The following is a 19,069-nucleotide window of genomic DNA, read 5'->3' as shown; positions in this document are numbered from 1 at the left end:
AAACTATGGAGCGGGTGACCGGGATCGAACCGGCATGGCCAGCTTGGAAGGCTGGGGCTCTACCATTGAGCTACACCCGCGGAAGGTGCTAAAACCTGTAAAGGTTTCGTGTGAGGGCTAAGCCTACTGCCTCGGTAACCGAGAGTAAAAAATTACTCTAGACTCCCCTCTTGCGCCTCGGGGCGTAGCGTAGTGGCTAGCGCGCCTGCTTTGGGAGCAGGAGATCGGGAGTTCGAATCTCCCCGCCCCGACCAGAATTTTTTGGTTTTTCTTTGTATCTCTAATTCAAGGAGCACTTTGTGAAGAGCACGGTCGAAACACTTTCCTCAACTCGCGTCCGTCTCGATATCGAAGTTCCTTACGCAGATCTCACCGAGTACGTAGCTGATGCTTACAAAGCTGTCGCATCAAAGGTAAACATCCCAGGTTTCCGTAAAGGCAAAGTTCCAGCAGCAATGATCGATCAACGCGTAGGTCGCGGATCAGTAATCGATGAAGCGATCAACAACGCACTCCCACAGTTTTACGGAATGGCAGCTCGTGAACATGAAGTTCTAGTCGTTGGCCGCCCAGAAGTGGATATCAAGGAATACGTCGATAATGAGAAGTTGGTCTTCTCAGTTGAGGTTGATGTCCGTCCAGAAGTAACGCTTCCTGACTTTTCAAAGATCACAATCGAAGTTGATGATCTCGCTGTCACAGATTCAGATATCGATGAGCAAGTAGATGAGCTCCGCGCTCGCTTTGGAACTCTCATGACTGTTGAACGCGAAACAAAAGATGGCGACTTCGTAACTGTTGATTTAACTGCCAAGATAGATGGCGCAGAAGTTGATGGCGGCAAGGCAAATGACATTTCATACGAAGTCGGTTCAAACCGCATGATCGATGGTTTAGATGCTGCACTTCTTGGCATGAAGGCCGGAGACGTTAAGAACTTTGAAACTCAGCTCGTAGGTCAGAAAGATGACGAAAAGGGCGATGTTGAAATTAAGTTAAAGGCAGTTAAAGAGCGCGAACTCCCACCAGTTGATGATGCCTTTGCAAAGTTGGCGTCAGAGTTCGACACAATTGCAGAATTGAAGGCTGATTTTGCTGAGCGCTTGAAGCGCGTTAAGGCGATGGAACAAGGCGCACAAGCACGCGACTTGCTACTTAAGAAGATGATCGATGATCTTGATATTCCAGTTCCAGATAAGTTGGTAACTGACGAAGTAAATGAACACCTAGAAGGCGAAGGCCGACTTGAAGATGCAGAACACCGCGCTGAAGTAGATGGCCAAGTTCGCACATCAATCAAATCGGATTTCTTGCTCGATGCAATTGTTAAGGCAGAGGAAGTTCAAGTTAACGAGATTGAGTTAACTGAATATCTAATCCGTACATCACAGCGCTACGGAATGCCGCCTGAGCAATTCGCAAAGCAACTTCAGGATGCGGGTCAGATTTCACAATTGGTCGCTGAGGTTTCTCGCACGAAGGCGTTGGCTGGAGTTCTTGGCCGCGTAAACGTTGTCGACAAATCAGGTAACAAGGTTGATCTAGAAGCGCTTCGCCCACAGACACCACCCGCTGCACCTATTGATTCAGAGGAATAATCACCACTAAAGTCGACGGTCTTATGCGTCAACTTAAATTCTTTGTAACGCTATTTGTTCTACTTTTCTCATCTCTCTACCCAGCTGCGATTTCATCAGCGGATGAGTCAGAGACAGCTACTGTCGACGAGATTGCACCACAGGCAAGAGTCATACCTCCGGTCATGGTCAACCCGCTTAAGGCGAAGACAATCAAAGTAAAAAATGGGCGAGTAGTTGTATTTAGAGTTGAAAATCCAGAGATCTGGCGAGGCAAAGTCATTAACTCATCAATTGCCAAATTTGTTCCAGGCGGCCCGCAATCAACCTATGAAACCAATCCATCGCTTACCATTCTGAAAAAAGGTAAAACTTCGGTATCGCTGACCGATGGCAAGAAGACCTACCTGCTCAAGCTGACCGTTTCGTAACCAATCTCCTCTGCCCTGAGCGAACAAGGGTAGATTTGCACCCTTTTTGCGATATTTGGGAAGCATTTCGCCTCAGGCATTGTTAAGGTCTCTACATATAAAAGTTGTTATCAATCAGGAGGATTACGTGGATTATCAAGACCCACAATTGACCGGATCAATGTCTCGGGCAGCAACCGGCAATGCGCTAGATGAAAACATCTACAACCGCTTGCTCCGTGAGCGCATCATCTTCCTTGCCGGTGAATTCCGCGACGAGATGGCTAATGCAATTTGCGCACAGATGCTTTTGCTAGCCGCTGAAGATTCCGAGAAAGATATCTACCTTTACATCAACTCACCTGGTGGTTCTGTAACAGCAGGTATGGCGATCTACGACACCATGCATTACATCAAGAACGATGTAGCAACAGTTGCGATGGGAATGGCTGCATCAATGGGTCAATTCATTCTTACAGCAGGTGCTCCTGGAAAACGCTTTGCAACCCCAAATGCACGCATCTTGATGCACCAGCCACTGGGCGGCATCGGCGGTACTGCAACAGATATTCGTATTCAGGCAGAACAAATGGCAATTACCAAGCAGACAATGTCTGAGCTAAATGCCAAGCACACTGGTCAGCCTCTAGAAAAGATCATCGCTGATTCCGATCGCGATAACTGGTTCAACGCCAAGGATGCGCTCGCATACGGCTTTATCGATCACATCGCTACAAATGATGGACAAGTTGCGGGAGGCAAGAAGTAATGAAACATATCCAAGAAATTACCAACCGCTACGTTCTTCCAACAATTGAAGAAAAGACCGCTTACGGTTACAAGCGCCTTGATCCTTATACAAAGCTATTCGAAGAGCGCATCATCTTCTTGGGTCAACCAATTGATGACACCGTTGCAAACGATGTCATGGCTCAGTTGCTAACTCTTGAATCAATGGATCCAGATCGCGATATCTCGATCTATATCAACTCACCTGGTGGATCATTTACAGCTCTCACCGCTATTTATGACACTATGCAATTTGTTCGCCCAGACATCACAACAATTTGTCTCGGACAAGCAGCATCAGCTGCGGCGATCATCCTTGCTGGTGGTACTAAAGGAAAGCGCTATGGTCTAGAACATTCTCGAATCCTTATCCACCAACCTTCATCTGAGGGTGGGGGACAGGCTTCAGATATCGAAATCCAAGCACGCGAGATCATGCGTATGCGTGGCCTTCTCGAAACAATGCTCGCAAAGCATTCAAACAAGAGCATTGAAGAAATCGAGAAAGATATCGAGCGCGACAAGATTCTTACTGCAGCAGAAGCAGTTGAATACGGAATTATCGATAGGGTTATGTCTTCACGCAAGGCGAAGCCTTCCGCTTAATTCTTAATTAATTCTCTCAATAAAGGGGCGTCGGTCTAGAAATGTTGAAAAAATATTTCGAACCCGGCGCTCTTTTTTCATATAAGGCCTATAGAAATCTTCTAATCTCAAACGTTCTCACTGTCATTGCAATGTCTGCTTTTCCGATCGCACTAGCAGTAACCGTTCTCGATGCCGGCGGGTCTGCTTCAACACTCGGATTAATCCTGGCGGCGCGAGTTCTATCTGGAGTGTTACTTGCTCCCGTTGGCGGTGTCTGGGTCGATCGTTTGCCAAGAAAAATGATTCTGATTTTTTCTGATGGATTCAGAGCTGTTATCGGAAGCATCGTCATCTTCATCAGACCGGAAAGTATCTCCATGTGGATTCTTGGCGGAATAGTTGTGCTGATGGGAGTTAGCGACGCATTTGGTGGTCCCGCTGCTGGTGCAATTATTCCAAGTCTGATTCCGGATCACTTGCTTCCCTCTGGAAATGTAATCCGCGGAATCTTGTTAAAAGGTAGTCATATTGCTGGACCAGGAGTTGCTGGAGTAATTGTCGTTTCATTGGGAACGCACGCAACCTATATAGCAACCTCTATTTTCTTTCTTCTCGGCGCGGTCTTGCTACTCCGTATAGATGAAGGTCCTGCAATTGCACCAACTGGGAAAGAGAACCAATTTTTTCTTGAGATTCGTGAAGGCTTAAAGGTTGTTTGGTATTACAAGTGGATCGCAGCGATGATCCTCATGGCATCAGTTCAACTAATGATGGTTATCGGAGTTGAAAACGTACTATTGCCAGTGATTACAAAACGAGATTTTGGAACAGCCTCAGTTTTTGCAACATCTGCTGCGCTCTTTAGTTTGGGTGGGGCAATTTCAGCCGTTATTTGCATCAAAGCAAAAGTTAAAAATCCAGGGTTAGTTTCAGTAGTCGTCTGGGGATTGTTTATCTTTGCACCTCTAGTCTTAGCTTTTCCTTCTTCGAAAGAATTAATCTTCCTGGCATATTTTGCAGCAGGATTTTCAGTTGGACCTTGGGAAGCTTTTTGGGCAACTCAAGTTCAACGCGAAGTTCCTGCCGAATATCAAGGGCGCGTCTTTAGCATTGATTACATGGGATCACTTGGCTTAATGCCATTAGGTATGGCACTTGCGGGGCCAATGGTTAGCGTTTTTGGCGAGAAAGAACTCTTGATCGGCGTAGCGGTATTTCACTTACTCATCTGCGGCATCGTCTTATTTGTACCTGGAGTTAAGGAGATGAAATCCACCAAGCCGCCTTACTCTTCAGGTAATTCATCTATGGGCGAACAACCTCGAGCCTGATTTAACCCACAAAATTTCGGGCAAAAAACTATTCTTATCCCATGACTCGTATCGGTGAAACTAGCGACCTGCTCAAATGTTCCTTCTGTGGCAAGACACAGAAGCAGGTCAAGAAGCTCATCGCCGGTCCTGGCGTTTATATCTGCGACGAATGTATCGAACTCTGTAACGAGATCATCGTTGAAGAACTCGCCGAGGCGAGCACCCTTGGCTTAACCGAACTTCCTAAGCCACAGGCAATCTTTGAATTCCTTGATCAATATGTAATCGGTCAAGACCGTGCCAAGAAATCTTTAGCAGTTGCCGTTTATAACCACTACAAGCGCGTGCAATCAGGTGAAGGTAAAGGCGAAGACGGCGTAGAACTAGCCAAGTCAAATATTTTGTTACTTGGCCCAACTGGTTGTGGCAAGACTCTAATGGCGCAAACTTTGGCGCGCATGCTCAATGTGCCATTTGCAATTGCAGATGCAACTGCTCTAACTGAAGCCGGTTACGTTGGTGAAGATGTAGAAAACATTTTGCTCAAACTTTTACAGGCTGCAGATTACGATGTAAAGAAAGCCGAAACTGGAATCATCTATATCGATGAAATCGATAAGGTCGCACGTAAATCAGAGAACCCATCAATTACTCGCGACGTATCAGGTGAAGGCGTTCAGCAGGCGCTCCTTAAAATTCTTGAAGGCACGGTCGCATCAGTTCCACCTCAAGGTGGACGCAAGCACCCACACCAAGAATTTATTCAACTCGATACAACAAATGTTCTCTTTATCGTCGGTGGAGCATTCGCTGGTCTAGATAAAATCATTGAAGCGCGTAGCGGAAAAGCTGGAGTTGGATTTAATGCAACTCTGCAAGAGGCTACAGATAAGAACCGCAAAGATATCTTCTCCGATGTAATGCCAGAAGATCTTTTGAAGTTTGGAATGATCCCTGAATTCATCGGCCGCCTGCCAGTTCTTACTAGCGTCGAGAATCTAGATAAGTCGGCGCTAATGCAGATTTTGACGGAGCCAAAGAATGCGCTCGTTAAGCAGTATCAGCGCCTCTTTAACTTGGACGATGTGGAACTCGAATTCACTTCCGAGTCACTCGATGCTATTGCAGAGCTTGCGCTAAAGCGTGGCACAGGTGCTCGCGGACTTCGTGCGATCATGGAATCTGTTCTGTTATCTGTAATGTACGACGTACCAAGTCGCAGCGATATCGCAAAAGTGATCATTAATAAGGAATGTATCGATGAAAATGTGGCTCCTACCCTGGTTGCACGCACTGGCGATATTCCAAAGCGCGCTTCACGCCGCGAAAAAGGTACAGAGGAGAAGAGCGCATAATCTAGACTGCGCTCTATGTCTTCAAGCTCGCCATCTGGCAAAGAACTCGCATCGACCTTTAATCCGGCCGATATTGAGTCAAGCCTTTATTCAAAATGGCTGAAAGCTGATTACTTCACCGCAGATGCTTCATCTTCAAAAGAAGCGTTCACAATTGTTCTTCCTCCACCAAATGTGACAGGAGTTCTACATATTGGTCACGCGTTAGATCAGACTCTGCAAGATTGTTTATCTCGCATGAAACGTATGAAGGGTTACGAAGTTCTCTGGCTTCCCGGAATGGATCACGCCGGTATCGCAACGCAGAACGTTGTTGAAAAACAATTAGGCGCACAAGGGCTTTCTCGCCATGACTTAGGACGTGAAGCATTTGTTAAGAAAGTTTGGGAATGGAAAGCTGAATCTGGCGGAGCAATCCTTGATCAGATGAAGCGCCTGGGCGTTAGCGTCGACTGGTCGCGCGAGCGTTTCACAATGGATGAAGGAATGTCCAAGGCCGTTGTATCGATCTTTAAGAAGATGCATGATGCTGGGCTTATCTATCGCGCAGAAAGAATTATCAACTGGTGCCCACGTTGTTTAACGGCGCTTTCAGATATTGAAGTTGATCACCAAGATGATGCCGGAGAGTTTGTGCAGATCCGCTATGGCGAAGGCGAGCAATCAATCGTTGTTGCAACAACACGTGCCGAAACAATGTTGGGCGATGGCGCTGTAGCAGTTCACCCAGATGATCCACGTTATAAGCACATGATTGGTACTGAAGTTCTCTTGCCTCTGGTAGATCGCATGATTCCGATCATTGCTGACGAACTCGTGGAGATGGATTTCGGAACTGGCGCAGTAAAGGTAACTGCAGCCCACGATCCAAATGACTTCGAAATGGCGGTACGTCACAACGTCCCATTCGTTGTGATCATGAACGAGCACGGCGTAATGGCCGGCACCGGAACCGAATTCGATGGCATGGATCGCTTCGATGCCCGCGTGGCCGTAGTTGCAAAGCTTAAAGAGATGGGGCGCGTTGTTGCTGAAAAGCGTCCATACATTCACGCAGTTGGGCATTGCTCACGTTGCGATACAACAGTTGAACCAAGACTTTCAAAGCAGTGGTTTGTAAAGGTTGCGCCTCTTGCAAAAGCATCCGCTGATGCTGTGCGCAGCGGTGAAGTAAAGATCGAACCAGAAGCACTTGCGCCTAGATATTTTGAGTGGGTAGATAACATGCACGACTGGTGTATCTCTCGCCAACTTTGGTGGGGCCATCGCATTCCAGTTTGGTATGGACCAAATGGTGAAGTTGAAGTTGTTGGACCTGACCAAACTGCACCCGCAGGTTGGACGCAAGATCCAGATGTTTTAGATACCTGGTTCTCATCAGGACAGTGGGCATTTTCTACCTTTGGCTGGCCAGAGAAATCAGCCGATCTTGCTAAGTTCTATCCAACAAGCGTTCTTGTAACTGGTTATGACATTCTCTTCTTCTGGGTAGTTCGCATGATGATGATGTCCACCTTTGCAATGGATGGCGTTGCTCCATTTAAAACGATCATGTTGCACGGTCTAGTGCGCGATCAATTCGGCAAGAAGATGTCGAAGAGTCGCGGAAATGTAATTGATCCAATTGAGTTTATGGATAAGTACGGCGCCGATGCACTGCGCTTTACCTTAGCGCGCGGTGCCAACCCCGGCACAGATCAAGCTTTGGCTGAAGATTGGATCGGCGGTTCTCGTAACTTTGCGACCAAACTCTGGAATGCAACTCGCTTTGCGATGATGAACGGCGCCAATGTAAACGGCGCTCTGCCAGCAAATTCTGAGCTAAATGCAATTGATCGCTGGATCTTGTCTCGCCTTAGCGAAACTCTGCGCGATGTTGATTCACTTCTCGAAGGTTACGAATTCGCTCGCGCCTGCGAAACTCTCTACCACTTTGCTTGGGATGACCTCTGCGACTGGTACTTAGAACTTTCTAAAGAAACTTTCGCCTCAGATAACAAGGCAAATTCACAACGCGTGCTTGGCCATGTTCTTGATCAACTGCTGCGCACTCTGCACCCAGTAATGCCATTTATTACTGAAGAACTCTGGTGCACGCTCACCGGGGGAGAGTCCCTTGTTGTCGCTCAATGGCCGAAGGCAGATAGTTCACACGTTGATAAAAAGTCAGAGAAACTGATTTCAACTCTGCAAGAAGTCGTTACTGAAGTTCGTCGCTTCCGCAATGATCAAGGGCTTAAGCCTTCTCAGAAAGTGCCGGGCCGTTTCTCTGGCTCTGCCGATGTGCTCGAATACTCCAGCGCTCTTCGCTTCTTATTGAAACTCGAAGACAAAGATTTCACACCATCTGCATCTCTTGAAATTGGCGGCATCAAGATCGAACTCGATTTAACTGGTTCAATCGATGTAGTCGCAGAGCGCGCACGTTTAGAGAAAGATTTAGCCGCCGCCAAGAAAGATCTTCAGACCGCTGAAGTTAAATTAGGCAACGCTGGCTTTATGGCCAAGGCACCGGCTGATGTCGTTGTCGAGATCAAAGAGCGGTTAGGCAAGACAACTTCAGATATCGAACGCATTACTGCCGCTCTTGCTGCGCTAAAGTAAATCGCATATAAATTATGAATAACATCAATCCAGATGATCAGGCGCGCATAGACGCAATCGAAAAAGCTTTGCTCGCGCGCTGGCCAGAAAATCGCATCGCACCAACTCTTGAAAGAATCTCAGCACTCGTTGACATGCTTGGCTCGCCACAACTTACTTATCCAACGATTCATATCGGTGGCACCAACGGCAAGACCACAACATCACGTATGGTCGATTCACTTCTATTTGAGATGGGTCTACGCACGGGTCGCTTCACCAGCCCGCACCTAGAAAGTTATCTAGAACGTATCTGTATCAACGGCCAACCGATCGATGCTAAAGAGATGATCTTCTCCTTTAACGACATCAGCCCTTACCTAGATTTAATGGATACCAAGTTTGATAACCCAATCTCATTCTTTGAAGCCATTACCGCGCTGGCCTTTGCCGCTTTCGCAGAACATCCGATTGATGTCGGAGTAATTGAAGTCGGCATGGGTGGACAGTGGGATGCAACAAATGTTGTCGATGCCGATGTATCGGTGATTATGCCGATCGGCTTAGATCACATGGAGTACCTCGGAAACACAATTGCAGAAATTGCGACTACTAAAGCGGGAATTATCAAGGAACAAGGCTTTGTAGTCTTGGCACAACAAGAGCCCGAAGCAGCGGTAGAACTACTACGCAGAGCCGCTGAAGTCGGTGCTGATGTAGCACGTGAAGGCCTTGAATACTCAATTGATTCTCGCGCGATTGCAGTAGGCGGTCAGTTGATCTCAATTACAGGTTTGCGTGGACATTACGACGATATTTTCTTGCCGCTACACGGCAAGCACCAAGCATCAAATGCGGCGGCTGCCTTGATCGCTGTTGAAGCATTTTTCGGAGAACAAGATTTGGATATAGATGCGGTGCGCGCCGGGTTTGCCAATGTGACCTCACCAGGGCGTTGCGAGATTATTCATCGCGATCCAACAATTATCTTGGATGCCGCACATAACCCGCATGGAGCTAAGGCGATTGCAGAAACCATTCAGAGTGAATTCACCTTTGATGATGTCACAGGAATTGTTGCCCTTATGGCAGATAAGGATGCTCTAGGAATTTTGCAGGCGCTGGAGCCGATAATGAACCAAATAATTGTTACAACTAACTCGGCTGCACGATCAATGGCAGTTGGCGATTTAGAGGCTTTAGCAACCCAAATATTTGGCGCTGACCGAGTCTTTGCTCAGCCAACGCTTACCGATGCAATTGATAAAGCCATTAAGGATTCAGTTCGTCCACTTAGTGAAGAATCGTTAGCTATCTTGATAACCGGATCAGTAGTCACGGTTGGCGAAGCTCGCACTGCGGTGCGAAAGAAATATGCGAAGTCATCGATTGAGGAAGGCAAATAATGCGCATACTTGGTTCTGCTGTGCTTTCCATGGAATTTTTGATTATGGGTTTTGCAATGTTGCTTGCGAAAGATAGCGGCGAGCCGCTGACTTTAATTTATGGCGCAGTAGTTATGTTTTTAATGATCTATGCAATTCGACTTCTCAAGAAGCGCTCAGGTTGGATCTTTGGTTCAATTCTTCAGATCGCAATGGCTGCATATAGCTTTGTTGTTCCATCCATGGCGATTGTTAATGTCATGTTCGTGGGGTTATGGATTGCGGCGATAATTGTTGGCCGTAAGGGTGAGGCCGCCCGCGCCGCCCTTTTGGCGCAAGGTAACCCCGCCGACCGCAAAGGCGATGAAAAGTAGGGCGAAATAGCCATGGAGCGGACACACCCAGATGCCTAATAGACTAGGCAGGTGAGCACAGAAAAGACCTTGATCCTCGTAAAGCCAGATGGCGTACGCCGCCAATTGGTAGGCGAAGTTATTTCGCGTATAGAGAAGAAAGGTTATGTTGTAACCGCGCTCAAGATGATGCAGGCAGATCGTGCACTTCTCGAACGTCATTACGCAGAACATCAAGGCAAACCATTTTTCGAACCACTAGTTGAGTTCATGATGTCAGGTCCGATCGTTGCAATAGTTGCCGAAGGAAATCGCGTAATCGAAGGTTTCCGTTCCCTTGCTGGAGTAACTGATCCAACGGTTGCAGCGCCCGGAACAATTCGCGGCGATCTAGCTCGCGATCAAGGCACAAAAGTTGTTCAGAACATCGTGCATGGTTCTGATTCACCAGAATCTGCAGCACGCGAAATCGAAATTTTCTTCGGCAAGTAATTCCAATTAATTCAAAGCAAAGCGATTAACTGAAGGGTTAAACATGAGTAATAAAATGTCATTTATCGGCCGAGATATGGCCGTTGACTTGGGAACTGCAAACACCCTGGTCTACGTACGTGGTCGTGGCATTGTTCTAAACGAGCCTTCAGTAGTTGCTGTAAACCAAGACACCGGCGGAATCCTTGCTGTTGGTCTTGAAGCTAAGAAGATGATCGGTCGCACACCTGGAAATATCGTTGCGATCCGTCCACTTAAAGATGGCGTTATCGCAGACTTCGATACAACCGAGCGCATGCTCCGGTACTTCATTCAGAAAGTTCACCGCCGTCGTTACTTGGCAAAGCCACGCATCGTCGTTTGCGTTCCTTCAGGTATCACAGGTGTAGAACAGCGCGCAGTTAAAGATGCTGGTTATGCAGCAGGTGCTCGCAAGGTTTACATCATCGAAGAACCAATGGCTGCAGCAATCGGTGCCGGTCTTCCAATCCACGAACCGACAGGAAATATGGTTGTAGATATAGGTGGCGGAACAACTGAAGTTGCCGTTATCTCACTCGGCGGAATCGTTACATCCCTTTCAATTCGCGTTGGTGGAGATGAGCTCGATCAATCAATTATTAACTGGGTTAAGCGCGAATTCTCACTTCTTCTCGGTGAGCGCACAGCAGAAGAAATCAAGATGGCGATTGGTTCTGCATATCCACTACAAGGTGAAAACGATGCAGAAATCCGTGGTCGCGATCTTGCAACCGGACTTCCAAAGACAATCGTTGTTTCCGCTGCAGAAATTCGCAAAGCGCTCGAAGAGCCAGTAAATGCGATCATCAACGCAGTAAAGAGCACGCTCGATAAATGTCCACCAGAACTTTCTTCAGATCTTATGGATCGCGGAATTGTTCTTACTGGTGGAGGAGCGCTTCTTAAGGGTCTAGATGAGCGTCTTCGCAAAGAGACCGGAATGCCAATTCATATCGCTGACCGTCCATTGGATGCAGTTGTTGAAGGTTCCGGAAAGTGCATTGAAGAGTTCGAAGCCCTTGAAAAGGTTTTGATCTCCGAGCCTCGTCGATAGGTTTTATAGATGCGTAGCGGCGGCGACAACCGCGGTCGTCTCCTTCTCATTTCACTGATTGTTACTGCGCTATTTCTAATTACCTTAGATCTACGTGGCGTACAAGTGATCACTGGGCTACGTAATGGTTCGCAATCTGCGCTTTCGCCAGTTCAATCTGTTGCCGCCACAATCTTTCGCCCGGTTGGAAATTTCTTCTCTGACGTAACCCAACTGGGTCGCACTCGTGGAGAAATTGAGCGCTTGAAGGCGGCCAATGAAAAATTGCGCAAAGAGCTAATTGATCGCAAGAACGCAGATGCCGAGCTTGAAAAATTAAAGTCAGTGCTTGATCTAGCCGGAACCGCAAAATATAAAGTTGTTAATGCCAAAGTAATTTCACTCGGATCTACTTCTTCATTCACCCAAACAATCACTATTGATGCCGGAACTAATAACGGTATTCGGCAGAATATGACGGTTATTACTGGGCTAGGTTTAGTTGGCGTTGTGAAAATTTCTTATCCAAATAGCGCGCTGGTGCAGCTGGCAACCGATCCGGCATTTAAAGTCGGAGCAAGAGTCGCGGGCGGCCAACAAATTGGAATATTAAGCGGTCAAGGAACCTCCAAAGCGGTACTTCAACTTTTAGATAACCAAACCACTCTTAAGGTCGGCGATGTAATTCTGGCTCGCGGCAGCGTCAACAATCGACCATTTGTTCCCGGCGTTCCTATCGGCCAAGTAACCGCGGTAGATAATGCAGCAGGTGCGGTAACCCAAACTGCTGACATCAAGCTCTACGTTAATTTCTCTTCACTTAGCACTGTGGCAGTTGTTGTATCAGCGCCAAAAGAGGATCCACGCGATGCGCTAGTTCCAAGAGCGCCGGTTCCAACGCCAGTTCCAACTGTGACTATCTACGCTCAACCATCAGAATCGCCAGCCCCATAAATGTTTGCCCGCAGATTCTTTATCTCACTTCCAATATTTACACTTATCTATATTCTGCAAGAGAGTGTGGTTAGCCAATTTAAATTATTCGGTGGGGGATTCTCACTATTTTTAATATTCGCGCTTCTCTGGTCTGCGCTCGGCACTCCAGAAATGGGAGCGCTAACTGGTTTTGGCGCTGGTCTCTTAATGGATCTTTCTCAAACCACTTCAGGACCTATGGGGCAGTGGACTTTGATAATGATCCTGGCGGGCTTTGCAGTCTCTTATCTTGGTTACGGTGACGATAACTTCCGAGGTAATCCAATTTCATTGGTCTTCACAGTCGCGGCAGCAGTCGTAGTAATCCGCTTGATCTACTTAATTCTTGGACTCTTCCTTGGCAGTGATATTGGCAGCACTTGGTCAATTTTTGTCTCACTGTTCTCTTCTGCTTTCTGGTCAGCAGCACTTGCTCCGCTACTACTACCTGTTGTTACCAGAATTCATGAAGCGCTCTTTGATGTTAAGAGTCGGATATGAATCAGCGCGCAAGACTTAGCCTTTTAGTAGTACAAATCTTTATTTTCTCTCTGCTCTTTGGATTAATGGGCCGCTTGTTCTATCTTCAGGTTGCTGCAGGTCCGAAATACCGTGAAGCCGCACTATCTATTCAAAGTCGCGATGTTGTCACGCCTGCAACACGTGGGTTAATAGTTGATTCATCTGGGGTGCCACTGGCACTTAACAGAGTCGGTGTCGCTATCACCGTAGATCGCACAAAATTGGATCGCCAGTCAGATAAAGGTGTTGCAGTTCTGCGAAGTCTTTCAACTTTGCTAAAGATTGAATATAGAGATATCTATCAAAGAACCAGACTTTGCGGAGAACTTGCCAAGGGAGAACGTGCGGGATGCTGGACCGGATCTCGCTTTCAACCTATTCCGTTAACTAAAGAAGCAGACCCTGAACTTGCCCTACGTATAGTTGAACGCCCAGATCAATATCCCGGAGTCTCGGCAACGCCAGTTTCGATCAGAAACTATCCGGCAAACGCTGGCGCTAATGCTGCGCATTTACTTGGTTACATAGGACCGCTAACAGAAGAAGATTTATCGGGCGCTAACGGCAGAAGTTATTTCAGATCTGAGTCAATTGGTAAAGCAGGACTTGAGATTCAATACGATGAGTATTTACGTGGATCACCAGGAATAAAAACGGTGATTGTTGACCGCAAAGAGGCGGTAACAAGTACCACTCAAAATTCAAAGCCAGTTGGTGGAAATCACTTAGTAACAAGTATTGATGTTCGCGTTCAAGCCGCTGCCGAATCGGCGCTAGCTGATGCAGTGCGACGTGCGCGATCAATGGGATATCCATCAGATGGCGCAGCCGCAGTCGTTATGGATGTACGTAATGGACAGATAATTGCATTGGCTTCATATCCAACTTACGATCCAAATTCATACGAGCGCGGACTAACTGTTGCTGAAGCCAAGAATCTCTATAGCGAAAAGGCTGGTGTGCCAGCGCTTTCGCGTGCACTGCAAGGACTCTTTGCTCCTGCTTCAACATTTAAAGCAGTTTCGGCAGTTGCTGCAGCCAATGCAGGTTATGACTTAAACGCTTCTTACGATTGTCCTTCACAAGTTGAAGTAGGTACGCGCGCCTTTCAAAACTTCGAAAGCAAAGCGCAGGGGCGAATTTCAATGAAAAAGGCGATTGCGGTTTCCTGTGACACTATTTGGTATCGCATCGCCTTTGATGAATGGCTTCGCGATGGTGGCCTAAAACCTAAATCAAATGCAAAGGACCACTTCTTTAGCGCGGCAAAAGGATTTCAGGTTGGCGTAAAGACGGGAATTGACCTGCCATCTGAATCATCTGGACGATTAGCAGATCGCGAATGGCGTAAATCTTGGTATGAACAGAATAAAGATTTCTATTGCAATTACAAAGAGCGCGCCTCAAAGAGTCAGCAAACCGCGTTCTTGGTACAACTCGCATATGAAAACTGTTTAGATGGTGACAAGATTCGCGCAGGAGATGCAGTTAACTTCTCAATTGGCCAGGGTGACACAGTTATATCTCCACTAAAGCTGGCGCAGATGTACGCCGCGATTGCCAATGGCGGAACTATTTTGAAGCCAACTATTGCCAAAGCAATTGTGAAAACTGATGGCACCGTAATCAAGGAGTTTAAGCCAGAGAAATTAGGAGTAATTCCTGCAACTAAGGAGACGATTAAATTCCTTCATGGTTCACTTCGCGAAGTTGTAATCAGTGGAACTGGTGCTGGAGCATTTAACTCATTTCCGATTCCTATCAGTGGAAAAACCGGAACAGCGCAAGTTTTTGGTCGCAATCCAAATGGCAGCGCGAAGGCAGATACATCTTGGTTTGCATCCTACGGTCCAACCAATAAACCTAGATTTGCCGTCGTCATGATGGTGAGCCAGGGTGGTTTTGGTGCATCAGTATCAGGTGTAGGAACGCGCAAGATTTACGAGACTTTATTTGGCGTTGAGGGATCGAAGGTAAGTTCAGCGAAGATTTTGTTCCCAAGTGGAATTCCGCCCGTAGGATTGCCGAAGATTTCTCCAGCAACAAAAGTTAAGGGTGCCAAATGAGCTTGATGTCCCAGCGCATTAACTACCGAAAAGCTCAGCGCCCCTCTGCTTTTGCCGGTTTTGATCCAATCCTCACAATTGCCGTTGCTGCGTTGTTGGTGATCGGAACTCTTTTGGTTTATGCCGCAACGCGAAATTGGTATGCGGCAAATGGTTTAGATCCCGAGTACTACTTAAAGCGCCATGTTGTAAATATTTTGATTGGTTCGCTACTTGCCTGGGGAACCACGATCATTGATTACCGATTGATTCGCGCGTACACGCCGTTCTTATGGATCGGCGGCGTTGTTGGGCTTACCCTGGTTTTGATTCCAGGCATTGGCGAAGAAGTAAATGGTGCAAACGCGTGGATCGGTCTACCTGGTGGATTCCAAGTTCAGCCGGCAGAACTCGCAAAGATTTCAATCATCGTAGGTATGTCAATGATTTTATCTGAACGAAACCACGATTCAGATTCGCCATCTCACCGAGATGTGATGCAGGCCTTAGTTATCGCCGCAGTCCCCGTTCTCTTAATTTTGGCACAACCAGATATGGGTACTGTTTTTATTATTAGCATCGCGGTCGTGACCATCATCGCCGTATCTGGTGCGCCACTGCGTTGGGTTGCAGGTTTAATAATTGTTGCCGTTGTAGGAAGTTTTGCAGCTGTGCAAGTCGGCGTTATAAATGATTACCAAGTTAAACGCTTGCAGGCTTTTGTTGATCCAAATGCGGATTCGCAGGGGAGTGGTTATCAACTTCGCCAAGCTCGAATTACCGTGGGCTCAGGCGGTTTACTTGGTACTGGTTTATTTAATGGGCCTCAAACAAATGGCCGCTTTGTTCCAGAACAACAAACTGACTTTATCTTCACAGTTGCTGGAGAGCAGTTAGGTTTTCTTGGTTGCGGATTTATCATTCTCTTATATCTAATTATTTTGATGCGGGCATTTGGAATCGCCCGAAGATCTAGCGACCCTTATGGAAAATTAGTTTGCACCGGTGTTATCGCTTGGTTTGCATTTCAAACATTTGAAAACATCGGTATGACTCTAGGTATGATGCCTATGACTGGTGTTCCGCTGCCATTCCTGTCTTATGGTGGCTCAAGCATGTTCGCCAATATGATCGGTTTCGGTCTATTGCAAAACGTAAACGCTCGCCACCGCGGCTAATTCAGGCGCAAACCCCGCTCATTTCGCGATTTACCCCCATCTTCTGGCATACTTACCCCAACAGTTCAGCGCGGCTCGCGAACCAATTCGCGGCACACAGCCAGCGGCGGACTAACACAGAAGTACCCACAGAGATTTGCTTGAAGGATTTGACCCAAGTGCGCATCCCGTTCGGGGCGCTAGCTAGTTGAGTATCTACAAGCCAGAGCGCGTTTAATTAAACGCATAGAGGATTTGGTGCCATGGCGATTGAGCCAAAGTCACCGCGCAAACGTGCGGTGAAAAAGACAAGTAAGAAGAAACCTGCTGAACAAAGCGCAGATGTTGAAGCAACCCCGGTAACGGAGGCGGTTGAAAGTAAGTCGAAGAAGAAAGCGCCTTCGATTCCTGTCCCAATTTTTCAGGCAGCTCCGGTCGAAAAAGCCCCAAAGGCTGTTGCAAAGAAGAGCGCAAAGAAAGTTGAAGTCGAAAGTGGATCTGACGAGAAGGTAAGCACTTCTGCAGCAGCACCAGATTCTGCCGATGCAGAAGATTCAGATGGCCGTGGTGGACGCAATCGCCGCCGCCGTCGTGGTGGTCGCGGTCGTCGTAAGCCGGGTGCAGATGGCGCCGATGCAAATACTTCAGATGAAGGAACAGATACTTCAGAGGATTCCAGCGAAGATTCCGCTGAAGGTACAACTCATCGTCGTCGTCGCCGCCGCCGTGCAACTGGCGAAGGTGTAACACCTGGCGAGACCGTTGATGAAGATGGCGTAATAACAGTTGTTAAGGTCCGCGAAGTTCGTGAACGCACCGAACGTCCTGCTCGCGCAGAACGTAACGAACGTGGAACACGTAGCCGTGGTCGCGATCGCGATCGCGATCGAGGCGGACGTAACGATAATCGTGGAGATTACCGCGAGCCATATCGCCGTCGCGGAACAATCATTACCGATGGAGAATTTCTAGCGCGTCGCGAGAACGTTGATCGCGAGATGGTAGTTCGCCAGATTGGTGATCGCATTCAGATCGCAGTTATCGAAGATAAAGTCATGGTTGAGCACTACGTAAACCGTAACGCCAACGTTTCTTATGTCGGAAACGTTTATCTCGGTCGCGTACAGAACGTTCTTCCATCTATGGAAGCGGCGTTCGTTGATATCGGCAAAGGTCGCAACGCTGTTCTATATGCAGGTGAAGTTAACTGGGATGCTGCAGGTATCTCTGAAACTCAACCACGTAAAATTGAAATGGTTTTGAAGACAGGTCAACCTGTTCTTGTACAAGTTACTAAAGATCCAATCGGTCAAAAGGGTGCGCGCTTAACTAGCCAGATCTCACTTCCTGGCCGTTATGTTGTCTATGTTCCTGGCGGCGGAATGAGCGGTATTTCAAAGCGCCTTCCTGAATCAGAACGCACACGTTTAAAGGCGATCTTAAAGAACTTAATCCCTGAAGAAGCAGGGGTAATTGTTCGCACCGCTGCAGAAGGCGTTAGCGAAGAAGAACTCACAAACGATGTCGCACGTCTAAAGGCGCAATGGGAAGATATTTATCAGAAATCTGAAAATCCAAACTTCCACGCACCAGCACTTCTACTCTCAGAGCCAGATCTTGCAGTGCGCGTTATCCGCGATATCTTTAACGAAGATTTCCGCAAGTTAACAATTCAAGGCAATGAAGCATGGGAAGAAATCAGTTCTTACCTGGGATCTATTGCTCCTGAACTTGTGACCAAGCTTGAGAAGTACACCGGAACTGGCGATCTATTCGCTGACTTCCGCGTTGAAGAACAACTCGCTAAGGCATTTGATCGCAAGGTTTATCTACCTTCAGGTGGTTCGCTAGTTATCGATCGCACTGAAGCGATGATCGTTATCGACGTCAACACCGGTAAATTCATCGGTAAGGGTGGAAACCTCGAAGAGACAGTTACCAAGAACAACTTGGAAGCTGCCGAAGAAATTGCACGCCAACTTCGCTTGCGCGACCTTGGTGGAATCATCGTTATCGACTTTATCGATATGGTTCTTGAATCAAACCGTGATGCAGTTCTTCGCCGCCTAGTTGAATGTCTCGGCCGCGATCGCACTAAGCATCAGGTTGCAGAAGTAACATCACTCGGTTTGGTGCAGATGACACGTAAGCGCGTTGGCCAAGGTTTGATCGAAGCCTTCTCAACAACTTGCGATTCATGTGCGGGCCGCGGAATTCATATCCATATGGAGCCGGTAAAGATGAAGGCGCCGATGCCACAAGTAAATTCACAATCAGCATCACATGACGATGCCGATGAATCTGAAGCAACCGAACATGAATTCCATGAAACTCTAAATACTGAAGAAACAGATACCGAAATGTCTTCAAAAACCGAGGTAGATGAGGATGTAGAAGTAGAAGCCAAGCCAGCCGGGCGACGTCGTCGCAGGGCTGCTTCCAGCGGGATCATCACCGCCTAGAAAAGCCTC

16 protein-coding genes and 2 tRNA genes are annotated in these 19,069 nt (G+C 47.4%); 17 read left to right on the top strand and 1 reads right to left on the bottom strand.

What is annotated here, in order from left to right; all coding sequences use genetic code 11:
• Window positions 1-6: 6 nt before the first annotated feature.
• Window positions 7-80, bottom strand: a tRNA-Gly gene (locus A1sIIB106_RS04750).
• Between the two features lie 98 nt (window positions 81-178).
• On the opposite strand from A1sIIB106_RS04750, the gene A1sIIB106_RS04745 reads away from it, so the two are divergent.
• The 17 genes from A1sIIB106_RS04745 to A1sIIB106_RS04665 all read left to right on the top strand — a co-directional run bounded on the left by A1sIIB106_RS04745 (window position 179) and on the right by A1sIIB106_RS04665 (window position 19,060).
• A tRNA-Pro gene (locus A1sIIB106_RS04745) sits at window positions 179-254 on the top strand.
• Between the two features lie 45 nt (window positions 255-299).
• Window positions 300-1,598, top strand: coding sequence for a trigger factor (gene tig / locus A1sIIB106_RS04740; RefSeq protein ID WP_095677541.1), 1,299 nt, complete (start codon window positions 300-302; stop codon window positions 1,596-1,598).
• A gap of 23 nt (window positions 1,599-1,621) precedes the next feature.
• Complete coding sequence (locus A1sIIB106_RS04735; protein ID WP_095677540.1) at window positions 1,622-2,008, top strand: hypothetical protein; 387 nt, start codon at window positions 1,622-1,624, stop codon at window positions 2,006-2,008.
• Window positions 2,009-2,168: 160 nt separating this feature from the next.
• A complete protein-coding gene (locus A1sIIB106_RS04730) occupies window positions 2,169-2,756 on the top strand; it encodes an ATP-dependent Clp protease proteolytic subunit (RefSeq protein ID WP_095671841.1) in 588 nt (195 codons plus the stop codon).
• Window positions 2,756-3,382, top strand: coding sequence for an ATP-dependent Clp protease proteolytic subunit (locus A1sIIB106_RS04725; RefSeq protein ID WP_095671335.1), 627 nt, complete (start codon window positions 2,756-2,758; stop codon window positions 3,380-3,382). Before A1sIIB106_RS04730 ends, A1sIIB106_RS04725 begins: the two co-directional genes overlap by 1 nt.
• 41 nt (window positions 3,383-3,423) lie before the next feature.
• Window positions 3,424-4,695, top strand: coding sequence for an MFS transporter (locus tag A1sIIB106_RS04720; RefSeq protein ID WP_095677539.1), 1,272 nt, complete (start codon window positions 3,424-3,426; stop codon window positions 4,693-4,695).
• 41 nt (window positions 4,696-4,736) lie between these two features.
• Window positions 4,737-6,032, top strand: a complete 1,296-nt coding sequence (clpX, locus tag A1sIIB106_RS04715; protein WP_095677538.1) for an ATP-dependent Clp protease ATP-binding subunit ClpX — start codon at window positions 4,737-4,739, stop codon at window positions 6,030-6,032.
• A 15-nt stretch (window positions 6,033-6,047) separates the two neighbouring features.
• On the top strand, window positions 6,048-8,636 hold the full coding sequence (locus A1sIIB106_RS04710; RefSeq protein WP_095677537.1) for a valine--tRNA ligase: 2,589 nt from the start codon (window positions 6,048-6,050) through the stop codon (window positions 8,634-8,636).
• A 14-nt stretch (window positions 8,637-8,650) separates the two neighbouring features.
• A complete protein-coding gene (locus A1sIIB106_RS04705) occupies window positions 8,651-10,021 on the top strand; it encodes a bifunctional folylpolyglutamate synthase/dihydrofolate synthase (protein ID WP_095677536.1) in 1,371 nt (456 codons plus the stop codon).
• Window positions 10,021-10,374 carry a DUF4233 domain-containing protein gene (locus A1sIIB106_RS04700; RefSeq protein WP_095677535.1) on the top strand — a complete coding sequence of 118 codons (354 nt, stop codon included), beginning with the start codon at window positions 10,021-10,023 and terminating at the stop codon, window positions 10,372-10,374. Before A1sIIB106_RS04705 ends, A1sIIB106_RS04700 begins: the two co-directional genes overlap by 1 nt.
• A 51-nt stretch (window positions 10,375-10,425) precedes the next feature.
• Window positions 10,426-10,845 carry a nucleoside-diphosphate kinase gene (gene ndk / locus A1sIIB106_RS04695; RefSeq protein ID WP_095671329.1) on the top strand — a complete coding sequence of 140 codons (420 nt, stop codon included), beginning with the start codon at window positions 10,426-10,428 and terminating at the stop codon, window positions 10,843-10,845.
• A 43-nt stretch (window positions 10,846-10,888) separates the two neighbouring features.
• On the top strand, window positions 10,889-11,920 hold the full coding sequence (locus tag A1sIIB106_RS04690; protein WP_095671328.1) for a rod shape-determining protein: 1,032 nt from the start codon (window positions 10,889-10,891) through the stop codon (window positions 11,918-11,920).
• 9 nt (window positions 11,921-11,929) lie between these two features.
• The gene (gene mreC, locus A1sIIB106_RS04685; protein ID WP_095677534.1) at window positions 11,930-12,853 is read left to right on the top strand and encodes a rod shape-determining protein MreC; all 924 of its coding nucleotides are present in this window, start codon (window positions 11,930-11,932) and stop codon (window positions 12,851-12,853) included.
• A complete protein-coding gene (mreD, locus tag A1sIIB106_RS04680) occupies window positions 12,854-13,375 on the top strand; it encodes a rod shape-determining protein MreD (RefSeq protein ID WP_095677533.1) in 522 nt (173 codons plus the stop codon).
• On the top strand, window positions 13,372-15,462 hold the full coding sequence (gene mrdA, locus A1sIIB106_RS04675) for a penicillin-binding protein 2 (RefSeq protein WP_095677532.1): 2,091 nt from the start codon (window positions 13,372-13,374) through the stop codon (window positions 15,460-15,462). The genes mreD and mrdA overlap by 4 nt, the downstream gene beginning before the upstream one ends.
• A gap of 5 nt (window positions 15,463-15,467) precedes the next feature.
• Window positions 15,468-16,619, top strand: a complete 1,152-nt coding sequence (gene rodA, locus A1sIIB106_RS04670; protein WP_095677877.1) for a rod shape-determining protein RodA — start codon at window positions 15,468-15,470, stop codon at window positions 16,617-16,619.
• Between the two features lie 242 nt (window positions 16,620-16,861).
• Window positions 16,862-19,060 (top strand): Rne/Rng family ribonuclease, encoded by a 2,199-nt coding sequence (locus A1sIIB106_RS04665; RefSeq protein WP_095677531.1) that lies wholly within the window; start codon window positions 16,862-16,864, stop codon window positions 19,058-19,060.
• Window positions 19,061-19,069 lie beyond the last annotated feature (9 nt).

Source organism: Candidatus Planktophila lacus, assembly GCF_002288325.1.
Classification (GTDB): Bacteria; Actinomycetota; Actinomycetes; order Nanopelagicales; family Nanopelagicaceae; genus Planktophila; species Planktophila lacus.
This window is presented reverse-complemented; position numbering and strand designations above follow the sequence as displayed.